The following is an 18,261-nucleotide window of genomic DNA, read 5'->3' on the forward strand; positions in this document are numbered from 1 at the left end:
TCATAGAAGAACCTTCCAAACATTATTTTACAGAAAAAGTTTCATACTCTCGCCTACGCAAAGCGGTACATAAAGCAATACACCAATATACTTTATATAGAATATACCGGCAATCTTCATCAGGATATTACTGACATGGATTTTATTGACGATCTGCCGGAAAGCACTGAACAGGAACGGTTTCAAAGACATAACCGTTTTCTGCGTTCCCTGAAATCTGATACTCTGTTGATCATAGATAATTTTAATGTCACTGCTACACAAGACAGCTTTCTGTCAGTAGTATTAAAATATCGCTGCCAGATTTTGTTTACAACCCGAAGCAAACTGGATGAATACTGTACTCTGCCATTAAAAGAAATAGAGGATATGAACGCTCTCTTCCAGCTGGCATCAGTATTTTATTCAGAGGCAGACACGTACCGGGCAACAGTTGAAAAGATCATCGAAACTGTTCACTCTCATACTTTTGCCGTGGAACTGGCAGCAAAACTTCTGGAAAATGGAATCTCGACTCCAGACCAGTTATTAACAAGACTTCAGGCGGAAAAAGCATCTTTCCATAACGAAGATAAAATTAAAATAATCAAAGATGGACAAAGCAGCAAAGCCACCTATTACAGTCATATCCATACGCTGTTTTCTTTATACACTTTATCTCTTGAACAGCAGGATATCATGTGTAATATGTGCTTTCTTCCTTCCACCGGTATTTCTGCCCGTATATTTGCCAAATGGCTGGAACTGCCCACACTAAATGAAATCAACGATTTAATTGAGACTGGTTTCGTTCAGACAACAACACGTCGCACACTCTCTCTGCATCCGATGATTCAGGAAATCACTCTTTCAGAGACAAAACCATCTGTAACTCGCTGCCACATATTACTGGATTCTTTACAGAAAATATGTTTAATGCATGGAATGGAAGTAGATTATTACAAAAAGCTATTTCAAACAATCGGAAATATCATAGTATTGATTGAAAAGGATGATATACCAAAGTATCTGCTTTTTCTGGAAAATACATTTCCATACATGGATAACTATAACTACCACAAAGGTATGAATGGAATCATTCAGGAACTGACGGGGCTGTTAAAGACAAAAAACATTGGAACCGACTCTGACCGGGCATTATTACTAGATTTTCAGGCAACTCTTGAAACCAAACCTGAAAAAGCAATAAAACTGGAAAAGGATGCACTTGCCCAGATAGAAAATATCACTGCCGACAATGCTCGCCTTGTTTCCAACCTTCATGCCAATCTCGGTGGACTTTACCGCATGAACGGTCATCCCGATCTTGCAAGAGAACACATGGAAAAAAGTATCTCACTGCTTGACCAATTTAACCTGCTTCATATAAATGACAGCATACCTCAGATTGCCAATTATGCAATGTTCCTGACAGAACAGCAGGAACCCGAAAGAGGCATCTCCGAATTGCAAAAATTATCCGGCATCATCAAGGAATACCATTCCGATGACTGTCTGGATTATGCCAAAGTACAGGAAACCCTTGGAACCATTTATCTGATGACTGCCAATCTTCCGCAAGCCAAAACACATTTTAAAAGAGCTTTCAAAATATATGAAAAGATCTGGGCTGATGAGCCTGAAATGATTGAAGCAAAATATCGGGAGATTCAGGAGTTATATCCACAGATTGGATTTTCCATTGGAAAAACTCTATCCGGTCTTTTAACAAAATAAGTACAATTTACGGCGAGCAACTTGCCCGCCGTTATATTCAACTATTCGTCAAATAAATATACGCATCTTCCAAAGTGATATCATTATCCGGGACACACTTCTCATTTGGCTTTCCTTTGCTTAATATTTTCATATGAATTCCATTTTCTACATACTGCTTAGATGAAATAGAATAATTGGCTTCTAACAAACGGGCTTCTTCTGCATTTTGTACCGTACAATTCCAAACACAGCCCTTTGCATTTTCCAGCAATCCACTCACGCTTCCGGAATATAAAAAATTCCCTTTTTTCATAATGGCAAGCTGTGTACAGGTTGCTGCTAAATCTTCTACTACATGAGTGGAAAACAGCACAGTTCTATCCTTTGAAAAATCAACCAGAAGATTGCGGATCCTAATCCTTTCTTCCGGATCTAACCCAGTTGTTGGTTCATCAATAATCAAAAAATCCGGATTATTAAGAAGTGCCTGTATGAGTCCGACACGTCTCTTCATACCACCAGATAATTGCCGCATTTTTTTATTCTGATGCTCTGTAAGAGAAGTCTTTTCCAGATAATAGGTAATTCTTTGTTCGAGGTCATTTCTGGATACTCCTGACAGTCCCCCCATATATACAAGACATTCTTTCACCGTAAGATTCGGATATAAGTCGATTTCCTGTGGAAGATAACCAATCTTTTTCTGTATTTTCTCATAATTTCCCTCGTTATACAGAATTCCATCAAGGGAAACCATTCCTTCCGTTTGTTTTAAAACGGTTGTAAGAACCCTCATCAAAGTGGTTTTTCCAGCACCATTCTCACCCAAAAGTCCGTAAATTCCCTTGGGTATTTCAAGAGATGCCTTATTTACTGCAACTACACCATTTTTAAATCTAACTGTTAAATCATTTATTCTAATACTCATAATCTATCCTCTTTTCTTTAAAGCCATTGGTAATACTGCAAATAAAAACAGCCCCGTTATAAAAGACACAAGCGTTCCATAAATCCAACTCTTTGACATTAATTGAGTAGGTTCACAAAAGCTGAAAGAAAACAATCCCAGATTTCCGAAAAATGAACTTCCCGCTTTCGATATAAGTCCAATGGCAATTCCAAATAAACATCCAATACCTGCCCACATATTTCGAAGCAATGTACACAAAATCACAGAGCATATACTCCAAAACCAGATAGTTCCAAACATTGCAATGAAATATAAAAGAAATATCTGAATACCCGAAATGCCTTCGTTTACACTGCCCGGTTTTTGCCAGAAAAACAAAACATATCCAACACAAGAAAGTATTAATAAATATAATATTTGAACGCCCACTCTCTGCGATATTACTTTTAACTGCTTTTTTTGATCATACAAATGAAATACATCGGCACGCTTACTTTTTACTTCCATCAAATATGTGTCACTACAAAAAATAATTGTTAAAAATGCTATTGGAGACTGAATTGCTGAACCGATTTCTTCATAGTATATAATCGGATGAATAACACACAATATCAGTATAAATGCACATGAATAAAAAATCTTATATAACGATAGGCAGTTTTTTAGTTCCGTTTTCAATGAACCCTCCTCCTTTTCCAGATTGTAACAGAAATACATACTAATATAACAGATGCGATCACAAGCATAATCTGATTTATATTTGACATTTTGGCTGCATGTGTTTCAAAAAACCTGCCAGGAAATCGCACCATAATAGAGAACGGTCTCATATAATAAATATCATTCTTCTCGGTCAGCATATTTGAATATATAATGTGTAAAAACAAAACTGGTGCTGCCGGAAGCGGATTTTTAAATATTAATGCTGTAATTGTATAGACACAACATATCATCAAAAGATTCGGCACAATATAGATCAGAGAATTCACGCAAAAATCAATTGGTGTTACCGGAAATCCCGATTCTAAAGACGTTTTCAAACACAGCATAAAGAATATAACATTCAAAATCACTAATACGCCCAACATACTAATGAATCCGCTTATTATTTTCCCACATATATATTGGATTGCCGTAACAGGCTTTGTATGTAATAATTCATAGGTATTTTTTCGTGTATCCTGAATAAATAAAAATGATAGCAAGACTGTTGCAAAAAAGGCCATATGCAATCCTGCAAAATCCGTGAACTTTTTGGCAAAGTACCAGGAAAAAGAATGTTCGGATAATTTCCGCTCGATATAATGATTGATTTCTTCTGCTGTCCCCTTATGAATTTCAAGGTCCTCATAAGCATATATTGCATTATAATAGTCATATTGGGATTCCAAAAACTCAGAAGCAGTCTTTACATCCATATTCTGAATTTCTTTCATTACATGATCTGCTTCCTGCCTGCTAAATCCAAAACCATTTTGGGAGGTGTCCATTAACGTCTCTTTGATCGTATCTTCCCACTCCCTTCTTCTTTCTTTATCATCAGATGTGGGAATGTACCCATCCATGACATCAGCATCTTCCAATGCTACGTCATTTTGTGTGATCTGTTCATTCTGTTTGATATAATGAATTTGCAAATACGATGACAGACATTGATACATACTGGCAACTATAATAATCAAGCCAATCCACAAAACAGGGTTCTTTAAATAATCAAGTATACTTCTTTTTATGATTGTTTTCATTGTATCTCTTCCTTTCTTTATTTCTTTAACAACATCATACAAATCAATTCTCAATAAATTCACAATAAAAAAGACTAAAACCACTTTATTTGTGATTTCAGCCTTATAAAGTATTTTTATTCAGCTTTGAAAAGAGCTTCTACATGAGCACCGCCTTGTCTGGCATTATATATTTTCAAATTTCCTCCATGCTTTTCACAGAAAATACGAGAAATATACATACCAAGGCCAAAATGCTTTAAATCATCTTGTGGATTCTTATGATAAAATGGTTCTGTTACTTTTTCCTCAGTATCCACAAATCCTATTCCATCATCTTCAACAGAAATTATAAGAAAACCATCCTTTTTCTTTATCTGCAAAGCAATACTTTTTTGTGCATATCGAACCGCATTTTCCAGTAAGTTGTCTGTCACTTCCATGACAAGTTCCTCATCCACTTTCACAATGTTTTGTTCCTGCACTCTTTCTACCTTACATAATTTACTTTCCTTCTTGGACAGCATGGCAGCTTCTGCCTCAATCTTTTTTGCCAGTTCCGATAATTCTATCTCTGAGCATTGCAGTTCCCTCTGTTCTAAATGGGACATTTTTCTCATGTTTTCCGTGAAATGCTCTATACGGTCAATCTGATACATGCCTGTTTGTAAGATATCAATAACATCCTCTGTTTTTATACTCTCAGCAGAAACAAACTCTAAGAGCATTTCCTGATACCCACGCAATATGGAAAGTGGAGAACGTATATCATGTGCAATTGCATTCCGCAAAGCCTTCTCGTCATCAATCATTCGCCACATCTTTCTGTTGTTATTTGCTAAATCACTTCGCATCATTTCAAATTCTTTACACAAAGTTCCCATCTCATCTTTATTTTCATAGGACATATGAAAATCCAGTTCATTATCTGCAATCATTTGTGAGGCATCTTTTAGTTCCTGTAGAGGTGTCTTTAACTTATTTTTATAAAAAAAGAATACCGCAACAACACTCCCAGCAATCGAAAAAATCAGTACCGAATATGTTTCCATAAAGTCACACATTTCCGAAAGATGATAGTCCAAACGATTCATCTGCGATTGATTAGGTCTTGATATCTCAATCTCGTATTTCTTTCCATATTGCTGAAACACGTCCGTATAATCTGCATAATCAATATATTTTTCCCATATTTTATTCTGCATATTTCTTGCAAAATGAACTGTAAATCCAGATAACAGAAATGCTGCCGTTAAGCTGATCACAAAATAAAGCAGAATTGTTTTTTTCAGTGACAAGTTTCTTATTTTTTCCATCGGTATCCAATCCCCCATACAGTTTCTATGTATTCTTTTTCTGAATAATCCGCTATTTTTTTCCTTATACGCCGTACTAATTCCGTTATCGTTCTACTGTCCCCTTCCGCATCATATCCACAGACTTGTGCATATATACGTTCTTTATCAAACACCTGCCCTGGATGCATGGATAAGAATTCAATAATCTGATATTCAATTTTTGTGAACTCCATCCTGTGTCCAGCTATAGCTACTATTTTTTCAGAATAATCAATCAGCATTTCATCCATGAAACGGTATTCCGTTTTTTGTTGATGCCTTTCTTCTCTCTTTATGTTTGTGACAATCCTTGCTTCCAACTCCCGAAGACTAAATGGTTTCGTAATATAATCATCCCCACCTGAAAGCAACCCATTAATTTTATCATCTTCGTCAACTCTTGCTGTCAGAAATAAAATTGGACATAACACTTTACTGCGTATCAGACGACATACTTCAATCCCATCCATGCGTGGCATATTGATATCCAACAAAATAATATCCGGTTTCATTTTTATTTTATTTAATGCTTCCATTCCATCTGTAGCCGTAATGGTTTCATATTGTTTCATATTAAAATAACTACAAAGCATTTTCACCAATTCTTTATCATCATCGACAACTAAAATCTTGTATTTCATCCAAACCACCTCCAGTATCCATATTATACGATAAAAAACAATGAAATCACAACAAGAGTACATGAAGAACGTAAGCACAATATATCTTTTTTCTCAATTCCTGCTCAATTTCCCCTCAATGCCTTTTTCCTCCGATCTTCGTATGCTTATCTCGCAGCAGAGCAGTACCACACCGGTACGACCTGTTGAATCAATCAATACGAAAACGGAGGTATTTTTTATGCGAGAACTCAGAAACACAAAAATCATTGCTGTAGATCATGGCTACGGCAATATGAAAACAGCAAACATCGTCACACCAACCGGCATCAAAGCCTATGAAACCGAACCAATCTTCACCGGGAATATTCTGGAATATAACGGCATTTACTACCGGATTGGCGAAGGACACAAAGAATTTATCCCGGATAAAGCTATGGACGAAGAATATTATCTTCTGACGCTAATGGCTATTGCAAGGGAACTGAATGTCTTTTCCATCCGTGAAGCAGATGTTCATCTGGCTGCCGGACTCCCTCTGACATGGATCTGAACTCAAAGAGAAGCTTTTCGTTCCTATCTGCTCCAGAATCCAGAAGTCCGTTACCTTTTTAACAGCAAAGAGTATCATCTCCACTTTGTGGGATGCAGCCTTTACCCACAGGGGTATCCGGCTATCGTAAACCAACTTGGAGATTTCAAGGGAACCAATCTCCTTGCAGATATCGGAAACGGAACCATGAACATTCTGTATATCAACAATAAGAAAGCGCAGGAGAGCCGATGCTGGACAGAAAAACTTGGTGTAAACCAATGCATGATTGCTGCAAAGAACGCTGTTCTGGACAAATTCGGAGTGAAAATTGAAGAATCCACAGTAGAACAGATTCTGCGGTTTGGAACAGCTGACATTTCAGCACCATATCTGGATTGTATCAGTTCTATTGCCAGACAGTATGTGGCAGAACTTTTTTCCACGCTCCGCAAATATGAATACAATCCTGACCTGATGCGCCTGTATGTGGTTGGCGGCGGTGGATGCCTGTTCCGTAACTTCGGAACGTATGACAAATCACGAGTCACCATCATTGATGACATCTGCGCCACCGCTAAAGGTTACGAATCTCTTGCTTATATGAGCCTGAAAAGGAGGGGATAAACCATGCAGAACAATATCCGCAACACAAACCTGCGTTTTAATCTGGACAAAGAACAGCAGCGGAGAGCCTGGGAATATTTACAGACAATGGACAGGCAGGATTTTAAATCTTACAGTCAGGTAATCTCTCTTGCACTGGTAGATTATTTTGACCGCTACTACCGCACACGGGCTGATCCTTATCTGGAAACAAGAGAACGGGAAGAACTTTTTGTGAAACAGATTGTAGATGCAGTGGAAAACAGTCTGAAACAGGCATTGCCACTTTTTCTTTCCGGACTGACTGCAGGCATGGCGCAAAGGGAGCCCCAAATCAGGTAATGTCATGATGCCAAGGTCAAAAGGTCTAAATCCACATGAGCTTGCTCATAAGTGGGTGAAAGGCCTTGGGACCCGCCCCAATATGAGCCTAAAAGTGGGATGACAATCCCACGATATGCGAGAGGCTCGTCCGATAACATAACGGAGAGGATCCCCAACCGCTCAATTCCCACCGTATTCCAGAAATCCGCCCCGCTGTCCGCCTTTTTCCGCTCAAAGGACACAACGCCCACCGGCCGGAGCATCCTGTGCTTCAGCACAGGCTTTAATTTTTCAGCCTTGCCCAAAAAAGAATCATTGTTTTTTACCTGTCCCATACTGTCATTTCTCCTGTTCTCCCACGCTTTCGGACATGCCGCACCGCGGCACAAACAACAGTTGAAATCCGTGAAGAGCAAATCAACATTTCCGATGCTCCTCCCAGAATGCGACTGCATCCCGCAGCCAGCCCTCTGCCGCAGTATCTATCCCCAGGCCAAAGCCATGACCCAGCTTATCATACATGACGATATCGACATTTTCCTGCCCCAGCGCTTTCCTGATGTCCGGGATGATCTTCTCCACGGCCGCAAAACCGGTAGGGTCATCCCGCCCGACCCTGGAAAATATAGCAAGCCCCTTGTCCTCCTCGTGAACCTTAAGCTCCCAGTGCAGGCCATAGATGGGGAAGATGGCGGCGGGCCTTGGCAGATTATGTTTATGGCAGCAGTCCTTATAATCAGAAAATGCGTAGGCTGTCGTCATCAGGCCTCCAGCGGAGAACCCGAACATACCAAAGCCGTCCATCGTATAGCCGTACTCTGCCTGATGCCCTATCAGATACCTTACCGCCGGCAGCACATCCTTGGATGCCTCCCCGCCCTTGGCCTGCGGTTCGGTTTCATGCAGCTCCACATTCACACGGTAGACCAGCACAAACGCACTGTATCCCCTCCTGTGCAGCTCCATGGCTGCCGGGATGCTCTCCAAATAAGAGGCTACGCCGTCAAACCCGCCGCCCGCAATCAGCACAGCCACGGGCTTCCCTGGCTCCCCCTGGAACAGGATCCCCTGTACCTTTCCCTTGTCGGGATCACGCCTTACCTCATCCTCCGCATAAAGCCCGCTGATGAAATGCACCTTTTTCAGCCCTTTCTGCTCCACGACATAGTTGAAACCATCCACGATGCTCTGCGCCTGTGCGGGCTGCCCGATAAGATTGCACAAACCATGGACGCTCATGCCTGACATGGCATATATTTCCTTTGGCGACCCGGTCTTCATAAAAAGCTCCGGCCTGCCCTCCCATACGGGATGCTGCAGGAAGAACGCAATCTTGTCATTGATCGTAGCCCTGCGGAACCCTCCCGCGACATTGTAAAACTCCGATTCCTTTACCTTCGGCATATGCTTGACGCCTAAGATTGCCGGCCAGAACAGCCCTTTGTACTTACCCATGTTTTTTTCCTCCTTATCTATTTCAGAACGGTCTCGGAAACTCCATAAAACCCGAATCTCCGCTCTTTTTGTACTTGTTACTTTTTTCGTTTCCTCCCATTTTCAGAGAGGGATTTTAAATTTTTTCAGCAAATTTCCAAAAAACTATTGTCATTTCTCGTGAATTGTGCGCCATTCACTACACGTTGATATTCCACTCCTTTTGCGGTTTACCAGTGCCAAAAGACATGATTCTGTCAGTTTTCTGGTAGCTTTCCATGAATTTGAAAAACACATGCCCGACCTGCACATATCAAATATGTGCCTTGATTCTGCCATGGATAACTATCCAACATATAAGCGGACTCTTTCCCCAATAGCGTTTGTTTCAGCTCTCATTCAAGAGGGCTGCTTACCATGTCTTTTTTTTACTGCAGCTCTTCTAAACATCATCTCCTCCGCTCGCAAACCACTGTATTACTGATTTGCTGGAATACTCTCTGAATTATATCAATTATTTATTGAGTTTCCGAGACTACTCTGCGAATAATTGGGAGGATTGTGGGAGTGCAAAGCACGGAACAATCCGTAGGCATCATAGTTGGGGGCTTTTGACCCCAACATCTTTAAAAAAGGTCAGATGTTTTATAATTTTATAAAACACTTGACCTCTCAAAATTCACTCTTCCTGTTCTTGAAAAAATTATTTCCGATGTGCCTCCCAGAATTCCACTGCCTCTTCAAACCAATGAGGTACTATGGTATTGGAACCAATACCAAATCCATGTCCGAGATTATCGTAAATCCGTACAGACACATTGTCCTCACCCAACACGGATTTCAATTGCGGAAGTCTCTTCTCTACATTTCCGAATCCGTATTCATCCTCGCGCCCTGCGATGGAAAATACCGCCAGTCCCTTATCCTGCTCAAGCGCTTTCACATTCCAGTCCAGACCATACATCGGGAAAATCACTTTCGGTCTCGGCAGTTTTACTTTGTGACAGCAGTCCTCGTAATTTGCGAAGGAATATGCCGTAGTCATCATGCCGCCTGCCGAGAAACCGAATATCGCATAGTCATCCATATCCACAGACAGTTCCTGCTCATGCTCCTTCAGATAACGGATTACCTGCACCAGCTCCCTGACCGCTGCCTGCCCCTGTTTTTCATGTTCCGTTTCTCCCAGCTGTTTGCCAATCGGGTAACTGATTACCAATACGGAGTACCCCAACTTGTGTAATTTCATTGCCACGGGATATCCCTCGCAGTCCGTCACATTACTGATAAATCCACCTCCGGGAACGACCACCGCCAACGGTTTTCCTTGCTTTCCTTTGTAAAACATTCCGGTCAAATGAGACTGATATGGATTCTGTTCTATCATTTCTTTCGAGTTAATATCGGAAATCAACTGCGCCTCTCCACTTTCCACAAGCCGGGTCAGGTAATTAAAAGCCTCCAGTGCATTTTCCATCTGATCACTTCTGCCCTGCGCTTTTAGAAAATCTGCATATTTTGCCGGGGCAATCGCTTTTAACACGTTATCCTCAACATTAAAAAACATATGCTTATAGCCGCCAAACACCGGATGCTGCATAAAAAATGCCATTTTATCATCTTTTTCCGCTTTCCGGAATGTTCCGTCTGCCTGATAATAATCTTTCTTTTTTATATTCGGAAAACCGCCGATGCCAAACAGTGCCGGCAGAAACATCGCATTTTTCTTATAAACATACCCCACAAAGCCGACTGCTAAAATGAGCAGCACGAGCATTATCATTGCCAGAATTTTCATATGTTCTTTTCCTCCTTATCTCTTGCCCAAAATTGTCCTGCGTGCGCCACTGCCGTAAAATCTTCCGGCTTTACCGGAGCATCACATATCACTCTCACATAGCGGAAACCATGATATGTAAAATGCGGTCTGTACTCTGCGGGTTTCCCGTTAGATATATATACATCCGTCTGTGTATGACCTGTCATGTCAGCACCAGCTATATTATTAAAATAATTCCCCTGAGAATCCTTGGTCTCAAAGTGATCTAGTATCAACTTTGTTCCTGCGGGCAAATCCACCTTTACCCGCAGTACACCTGCCAGATTCTGACCGAAATCGATAATGGTCTCTCCCTTTGGGCTTACCTCCATACCGACCGCCTCCACTTCTTTCACCGGCCGCACAGGTTCACCATACTGTACCATCGGCAACTTTCAACTTATCGTCAGAGAGAACTGTCTCAAATGTGCCGTCTTCATACTCAATTCTCGTTTCAAACAACACTGCGCACTCCACTCCCTTTTCATAAAACCTGTTTCAAAGGAGGATGTGGCGGTGGCGGTATCACCGGTGTTATCCGTCGCTGTGGTTGTTTACTTTTAATCTTGACAGTTCCATCGCATTCTCCTTCAATATGTTACTTATTGCTGCGCGCTGCGATTGCCGTGTGCATTTCCTCTACTGCTTTTTTATCCAACGTATACTGTGTACCAAAAAGAATCGCCCCTGCGGCAGTCAGGATAGTCGGAAGTATCAGTACGCAGAGGATAATTCCTGTATTGATACTCTCCGGCTGGGCAACCGAGCCGGTAACAAAACCTGTAGCTGCCAATACATACCCCGGAATCGCTCCTCCGAGTCCCTGCGCCACTTTTGTAATAAAAGATGTAAGCGATGCGATCGCCGCTTCTGCACGTTTTCCGGTTTTATACTGCACGTAAGTAGTATTATCTGCCTGTATACTGGTTGTCAGCGGTGCTATACATCCGCCTGCCACACCTCCTGCCACTGTACTAATATAGATCAAAAGCATAGATCTCACATCAATCAAACGCAGTGCGGAAAACAGGATGGATACGACGATTGCCATTACAAAAATCTGTTTCTTTCCAAACCGGTTTGCCAGAATTGGTCCAAGGAAAATTCCCACCAGAGCAGTTATCATTGAAACAAGTGACACCCCTGACATAAGCGTCATATCACCCAATATATATGTGTAAAAATAAGCGCCGGCTCCTCCTGCTATATTACTGCCCACCCCGACTACCAGTGCCACTAAAAACAGTGCCCAGACAGGTTTATACCGCAAAAACTGTAACAATTCCCTGAATGTATAACTTTCTTCTTTTTTTCCTTCAAAAGCTACTCTTTCCTTTACACAAAGAGCCCCTGCAATAGATAAAACCAACACCATGGCCATGGAACCGAAAATTAACACGTAATAGTTCTGTAACGTTCCTTCCGCCACAAGAATCGGTGCTGCCACAGCCAGTACCGCGCTACCTATCATTGTTCCCAACGCGTTGAAAAGTGACAAACTGTTTCTCTCCTTGTCATCCGCGCTCATGACCGGGAGCAAACTGTTCTTGGAGATATCCATAATATCAAACGTCCAGCCCAGCAGCAGATACGTCACATACACAATCACATATTTTCCGACCGGAATCCAGACTGCGCCAAACCACAGTAAAATATAATTTATAACACAGATGATTGTTCCCAGAATAATCATAGGGCGAAATTTTCCCATTTTTGTTACCGGAAATTTGTCCAGAAAATATCCCATAATCGGGTCGCTGATTCCATCCACCACCTTGGATATTAAAAACAGGGTCGCCAGTGCTGCCGGTTCCAGACCAACCACATTCGTATAGTAAATCATAAAGAATCCTGACAATAATCCCATCAGTGGAATATTTCCCGCACATACCATAAATAAGCCCATTTTTTCCACGATACTAACCTTTTGTTTTTTACTCTTCTCACTCATTTGTTCTCTCCTCGTTAATATTGTGATAATGCTGTATTCAACATCTCTGTCTGCCCTTCATCCATCGGTCCGGAAAACATCTCCGCCACCTGTCGAAACGACAGTCCATAGACCGCATCCGGTATCATATCCACCTCGGTCATCGTCGACAAAAATGCCCGTATCTGCGGATGGTTCAGCAAATCTTCCAGCTTTGACTCCACGCTGTATATTTTCTTTAACTTCTCAGTTGCCTCATATACGACTTCATAGTTTCCTGCAGTGATATAACAAATACCGTTCACCACTGTTGCGAATAGTGGATTTGTCTTATCTTCAAACAGAATCTCCGGAGCATGCGGCAATCGCACCTCGCCTTCTCCGCCAAACGGAATCGTAATTTTGATTCTAATCCTGTTATCCTCCATAATTTCCCAGCTGCATGCATACTGTCCGACGGCCGAATCATACACTGCCTCTGCCCTTCTCAAATCATAATGGACATTCGGACAAATTGCAATCCTTCTTCCTCCCGGAGATTCTTCCAAAAGATGGATTCCTCCCACATGGCGGAACATCCATTCCAGAATCGCCCCGTAAGAATAATGGTTGAGACTGTTCATTCCGGTACTGGATATCTTACCGTCTTCATCCAGTGAATTCCATCGTTCCCAGACTGTGGTGGCTCCCAGTTTCACTTCGTGCAGCCACCCCGGATACTCCTCGTTCAAAAGCAGGCGGTAGGCGGTATCCGTCATTCCGTTATCGGTCAACACATTGCACAAAAGAGAGGTTCCCACAAATCCGGTATTCAATTTGTTTCTGCTCTCGCGGAAAAGTTTCTTTAACATCTCTCTGGTCAGCTCTTCGTCCTCTGACAAATGATATTTCAGAGCCAGCAGAAGACCCGTCTGTGTCTTTTCCGCGCATCTTCCGGTCGGGGTAAAATATTCTTCTTTTACCACACGCCATTGTTTTTCGGCGATTTCCCGATATTGTTTTTCCTCTTCCTTTCGCCCGAGAACCGCCGCTGCCTTCGCTGTAAGCTCCGCGCTTGCCGCATAATAAATATCCGCAATATAGCCTTCATCGGTCGCTCCGTATACATTTCCCGCCGCGGCTCCCACCCGGTCAAGCGCCAGCCAGTCTCCGTAATGGAAGGAATGTCTCCATCCGTGGTGCTCTCCGTCCACCTTACGGATATAGTCCACCCAAGCCTTCATACTGTCAAACTGCTGTTCCAATATGGCAGCATCCCCGCTGAACAGATAGACATTCCACGGAACGATACAGGCCGCATCGCCCCATGCACAGGAACATTTCGACGGACCGAAGGTCGGCACCACCTCCGGAACCATCCCTCCGGCAATCAGCTGTTCCTTATACAAATCGTACAGATATTTTCTGTAAAATGCATAGGTATCCGCCAGATAACATGCCGTACCCGAAAACACCTGTGTGTCGCCTGTCCATCCCATGCGCTCATCTCTCTGCGGACAGTCTGTCGGCACATCTAAGAAATTATCCTTCATGCCCCATTCCACATTGGAAATCAACTGATTTACCAGTTCATTTCCTGTCTGTATACTACCGGTACCTTCGTAATCACTGTAGAGTGCCATTCCCGTAAAATCTTCACAGGAGACATTGGTTACCCCGCTGATTTTTACATACCGGTATCCGTAAAATGTAAAATGCGGAACAATGTCTTTTTCTTCCCCGTCAGAGATATACACATATTCCGACAAAGCGGTTCTTAAGTTTTCGTTATAAAAACATCCGTCCTGCAGGATTTCGCCTGTCTGGATTCTGATTTCTTTTCCTTTCGGCTCATGGACATGAAGTTTGAAAATCCCGGTAATCTCCTGCCCTAAGTCAAACACCCATTCATCCTTCGGGGTGTGAATCAGTTCCTTCGGTGTAAACTGTTCATGCACAGTCACCGGAAGGGACAGCCGCTCCGTCAGTCGCCCCTGCGGCGCCTCCGCAAGCTGCGCGCTGACAGGTTCGACAGGTTCCAAGGTATCATCCCGTTTCTCCCCGTCATATATATTGGAAAAAAACAGATTGCTCCTTGTCACTTCCCATGTGTCATCCGTGCCGATTATCTCTTGTGTGCCATCCTCATATTCCAGATGCACCTCTACCAGCAGTTTCCACTCGTCGCCGTAAAATCCTTTCTGTTCTGTCTGATTGAGCCCGAACCTCCCTTTGTACCACCCATTCCCCAAAAGAACGGACAACACACCTTCGCGCTGCATCTGCGCGGTCACATCATACGTCTGATACTGTAACCACTGATTGTAGTTATTGCAGTACGGGGTCAGATATTCTTCCCCAATTTTCGCGGATTTTAAAATATCTGTTTCGGTTTTCTCTCCATCCGTAAAATATGCCTCATAAAGCCCCAGTCCGCAGAGATAGAGACGGGCTTTTTTTACCTTTCCACGGGGAATGATTCGCTTTGAGAAAATGGGATGGCGTTCCATCCTGCTGTCGCAGGTAATCCATTTTCCCACCCACGGCTCGTCCCTCTTTGCCGTCTCAAAGAACTGTACGTCGGACTCCAGCACTTCGTCTGCGTCCGTAGTAACGATTACCTTCCAGTAATATCTGGTACAAGGCTCCAGATTCATCTCCGCTTTTACAGCCAGACTGTCGAGCTTTGCCTCCCCGGTGTCCCAAAGAACATCCGCGAAGGTTTCATCCTTTGCCACAAGGATTCTGGCACATCTCTGGTTCTTTCCCCTGCATTCTCTGACCTTCCACGAAAAAACCACCGGATTCAGTAAAAATCCCACCGGATTCGTGATATGATTTGTTTTTGCTGCGTAAATCTGATTCATATTGCCGTTTTCCAAGCTCCTTCCTTTTTTCATTGTGTACACTGTAATTCGAGTATAATGGATTTGCCTCATAAAATCATTTACGGAATTTCATCATTTTACCTACCAAACTTAAGATTTCAGCTCTTTGTTTACCTGTAAATCAATTCTTTCAACACAATCTCTTCTGCCATATTACGAATACCATTTACCGCTACCTCATCCTCAATTATCCTATTGTGCAAGTAAACAATTCAGCTGCCCGATCAGCTGTTCCACCTGCTCTCCCGGCATCTGCCCCAGCAGAGATTTCAGCGGCATTTCCCGGATAACTTGCTCTCCCAGCTTCTTGTATTCGTCACTCATCCCTTCTGCTGATGCAGCCGCTGCTGCCAATGGCGCCAGCAGTTCCGTAATAACGGGAGCGGTTTTCGTATGATCCAATAATTCTCCGAACGTTGTTGTGAAATCTGCGCGAAGGGGCAGTTCTTTCTGTGTTTCAAACACAATATCCGCATGTAATCGGATGTCATCAGAAGCATGGCCGATCAGGATCCGGTATGTTCCGGATGGCGCATACCAGTCCCCGAGACGTTCTTCATAATAGGAAAGATCCCTCGCCGAAATTTCCATCGACACCGTTTTCTCCTCTCCCGGCAGGAGATGAACTTTGGCAAATCCTTTCAATTCCTTGACCGGTCTTTCCGGTGTGCCGCACAGGTCAGCTACGTACAGCTGTACGACTTCTTTTCCTTCTGTCTTCCCTGTATTTTTCACCTTGAAGGAGACCGTCAGGATATCCTCATCCGTCATTTGAGCCGATGACAAAGTCAGGTCCCCATAAGTAAATTCCGTGTAAGACAGCCCATGTCCGAATGCATACCGCACCGGGACCTTCTTTGTATCATAATAACGGTATCCGACAAAGATATCCTCGCCATATAACACCCGCTTTCCATTTCCCGGAAAATGAAGGAAGCTCGGATTATCTTCCAGCCGGTACGGGAATGTCTCCGCCAGCCTGCCGGACGGATTCGCTTCTCCGTATAACAGCCGGTCACAGGCTTCGCCAACGCCCTGACCTCCGAGATACATTTCGAGGATCGCGCTTACTTTATCAGCCCATGGCAGCTCTACCGGGCTTCCATTGTGGAGTACAACTACAACATTAGGCTGTACTTTCAGCACTTCTTTAATCAGGCGGTCCTGGCATTGGGGCAGCTTCATGGATGTTCTGTCATACCCTTCTGACTCAAATATCTCAGGCAGCCCGGCAAAGATTACCGCAACATCTGCTTCTGCAGCAGTTCGAAGCGCTTTTTCCAGCTCCTGTTCCGTCATCGCGTCATTTTCCATAGAAAATCCTTTTGCATAAGTTACGCTGCGCCCTTTTTCTCCGGCAGCATCCAATGCCGAGACAACCCTGAACGGATTGATATGGCTGGAGCCACCGCCCTGATACCGCGGCTTTTCAGCAAATTCCCCTATATAGGCAACCTTTCTGTCTGTGTTCAGCGGAAGTATACCGTTATTTTCCAGTAGGACCGCACATTCCGTCTCAATATCCGCTGCTTTTTTATGATCTGTTTCCTTATCAGATATAACTTCCGGACGATGCTGCCCTTCACCGGCAAATACAACATTCAATACCCGTTCCACCGCTTCATCCAGCACAGCTTCGTCCAGTCTTCCCTCCTGTACTGCCGTTACAATCTGTCTGTCATTGTATCCTCCGGAATAAGGCATCTCCAGATCCAGTCCGGCCTGCAGTCCCTTCACTCGGTTATTTACAGCGCCCCAGTCACTGACGACGCAGCCTTTGTATCCCCATTCTTTTCTCAGGATATCTGTCAGAAGATATCTGTTTTCTGAAGCATATTCTCCATTTATTTTGTTGTAGCTGCACATGACGGTTCTTGGAACTGATTCTTTTACTGCTTCCTCAAACGCAGGCAGGTAGATTTCCCTGAGCGCACGTTCTGACACCTCGGAAGATATCGTCATACGGAGTGTTTCCTGATTATTCAGCGCGAAGTGCTTAATGCTTGTCCCCACGCCCTGACTCTGTACTCCGCGGATATATGCCGATGCCATCCTGCCTGCCAGATATGGATCCTCCGACAGATACTCAAAGTTCCGTCCGCATAACGGGCTCCTTTTAATATTTACCGCCGGACCAAGCAGCATGCTTACATTCTCGGCCTGACACTCCGCTCCCAGCGTCTCTCCCATCCGTTCCATCAGGTCAACATCGAAGCTGGAGGCTGTTGCACAGGCTGCCGGGAAACAAACGGCCTTCACACTTTCATTCAATCCCAGATGATCCGTTTCCCCTTCCTGCTTTCTCAGTCCGTGAGGGCCGTCCACCATCATAACTGACGGAATGTTCAGTCGTTTGATTTCTTTCGTATGCCAGTTATCAGCGCCCGAGCAGAGACTTGCCTTCTCTTCCAGCGTCATTTTTGAAATCAGTTCCTTTATTCTGTCCATCGCAAAAGTCCT

14 protein-coding genes and 1 pseudogene are annotated in these 18,261 nt (G+C 43.2%); 3 read left to right on the top strand and 12 right to left on the bottom strand.

Features of this window, described 5'->3' with window-relative positions:
- The first annotated feature begins 135 nt into the window (after positions 1–135).
- Entirely contained in the window at positions 136–1,716 is a 1,581-nt protein-coding gene (locus DXD02_RS15825; RefSeq protein WP_243108246.1) for a tetratricopeptide repeat protein, read from the top strand.
- Between the two features lie 37 nt (positions 1,717–1,753).
- Here the strand turns inward: DXD02_RS15825 and DXD02_RS11610 are convergent, their stop codons facing one another.
- From DXD02_RS11610 to DXD02_RS11630, 5 genes are all read right to left on the bottom strand, one after another.
- Positions 1,754–2,626, bottom strand: coding sequence for an ATP-binding cassette domain-containing protein (locus DXD02_RS11610; RefSeq protein ID WP_117813829.1), 873 nt, complete (start codon positions 2,624–2,626; stop codon positions 1,754–1,756).
- A 3-nt stretch (positions 2,627–2,629) separates the two neighbouring features.
- Entirely contained in the window at positions 2,630–3,286 is a 657-nt protein-coding gene (locus DXD02_RS11615; RefSeq protein WP_243106601.1) for a transporter, read from the bottom strand.
- Positions 3,283–4,353, bottom strand: a complete 1,071-nt coding sequence (locus DXD02_RS11620; RefSeq protein WP_118666876.1) for an ABC transporter permease subunit — start codon at positions 4,351–4,353, stop codon at positions 3,283–3,285. The genes DXD02_RS11615 and DXD02_RS11620 overlap by 4 nt, the downstream gene beginning before the upstream one ends.
- A 116-nt stretch (positions 4,354–4,469) precedes the next feature.
- Positions 4,470–5,648, bottom strand: a complete 1,179-nt coding sequence (locus DXD02_RS11625; RefSeq protein WP_118666877.1) for a sensor histidine kinase — start codon at positions 5,646–5,648, stop codon at positions 4,470–4,472.
- On the bottom strand, positions 5,636–6,310 hold the full coding sequence (locus DXD02_RS11630; RefSeq protein WP_014080778.1) for a response regulator transcription factor: 675 nt from the start codon (positions 6,308–6,310) through the stop codon (positions 5,636–5,638). The genes DXD02_RS11625 and DXD02_RS11630 overlap by 13 nt, the downstream gene beginning before the upstream one ends.
- 220 nt (positions 6,311–6,530) lie before the next feature.
- Here DXD02_RS11630 and DXD02_RS16275 point away from each other — a divergent pair.
- Both DXD02_RS16275 and DXD02_RS11640 read left to right on the top strand, forming a co-directional pair.
- A pseudogene (locus DXD02_RS16275) lies at positions 6,531–7,448 on the top strand (ParM/StbA family protein).
- Between the two features lie 3 nt (positions 7,449–7,451).
- A complete protein-coding gene (locus DXD02_RS11640; protein ID WP_010782300.1) occupies positions 7,452–7,769 on the top strand; it encodes a hypothetical protein in 318 nt (105 codons plus the stop codon).
- Between the two features lie 2 nt (positions 7,770–7,771).
- On the opposite strand, the gene DXD02_RS15480 is transcribed toward DXD02_RS11640, so the two are convergent.
- The 7 genes from DXD02_RS15480 to DXD02_RS11675 all read right to left on the bottom strand — a co-directional run bounded on the left by DXD02_RS15480 (position 7,772) and on the right by DXD02_RS11675 (position 18,249).
- Positions 7,772–8,086: a hypothetical protein gene (locus tag DXD02_RS15480; RefSeq protein WP_158580162.1), complete on the bottom strand. Its 315-nt coding sequence runs from the start codon at positions 8,084–8,086 to the stop codon at positions 7,772–7,774.
- An 82-nt stretch (positions 8,087–8,168) separates the two neighbouring features.
- Entirely contained in the window at positions 8,169–8,999 is an 831-nt protein-coding gene (locus DXD02_RS11645) for an alpha/beta hydrolase (protein ID WP_147326096.1), read from the bottom strand.
- An 889-nt stretch (positions 9,000–9,888) separates the two neighbouring features.
- Positions 9,889–10,983 carry an alpha/beta hydrolase gene (locus DXD02_RS11655; RefSeq protein WP_055267539.1) on the bottom strand — a complete coding sequence of 365 codons (1,095 nt, stop codon included), beginning with the start codon at positions 10,981–10,983 and terminating at the stop codon, positions 9,889–9,891.
- Complete coding sequence (locus DXD02_RS11660; protein WP_010782296.1) at positions 10,980–11,336, bottom strand: family 78 glycoside hydrolase catalytic domain; 357 nt, start codon at positions 11,334–11,336, stop codon at positions 10,980–10,982. The genes DXD02_RS11655 and DXD02_RS11660 overlap by 4 nt, the downstream gene beginning before the upstream one ends.
- 266 nt (positions 11,337–11,602) lie before the next feature.
- Positions 11,603–12,955, bottom strand: coding sequence for an MFS transporter (locus tag DXD02_RS11665; RefSeq protein WP_055267537.1), 1,353 nt, complete (start codon positions 12,953–12,955; stop codon positions 11,603–11,605).
- 14 nt (positions 12,956–12,969) lie between these two features.
- Positions 12,970–15,780 carry an alpha-L-rhamnosidase gene (locus DXD02_RS11670; RefSeq protein ID WP_055267552.1) on the bottom strand — a complete coding sequence of 937 codons (2,811 nt, stop codon included), beginning with the start codon at positions 15,778–15,780 and terminating at the stop codon, positions 12,970–12,972.
- A gap of 213 nt (positions 15,781–15,993) precedes the next feature.
- On the bottom strand, positions 15,994–18,249 hold the full coding sequence (locus DXD02_RS11675; protein WP_118666878.1) for a beta-glucosidase: 2,256 nt from the start codon (positions 18,247–18,249) through the stop codon (positions 15,994–15,996).
- Positions 18,250–18,261: the final 12 nt, after the last annotated feature.

This window comes from Blautia sp. TF10-30 (genome assembly GCF_003481245.1).
GTDB lineage: Bacteria > Bacillota > Clostridia > Lachnospirales > Lachnospiraceae > Fusicatenibacter > Fusicatenibacter saccharivorans.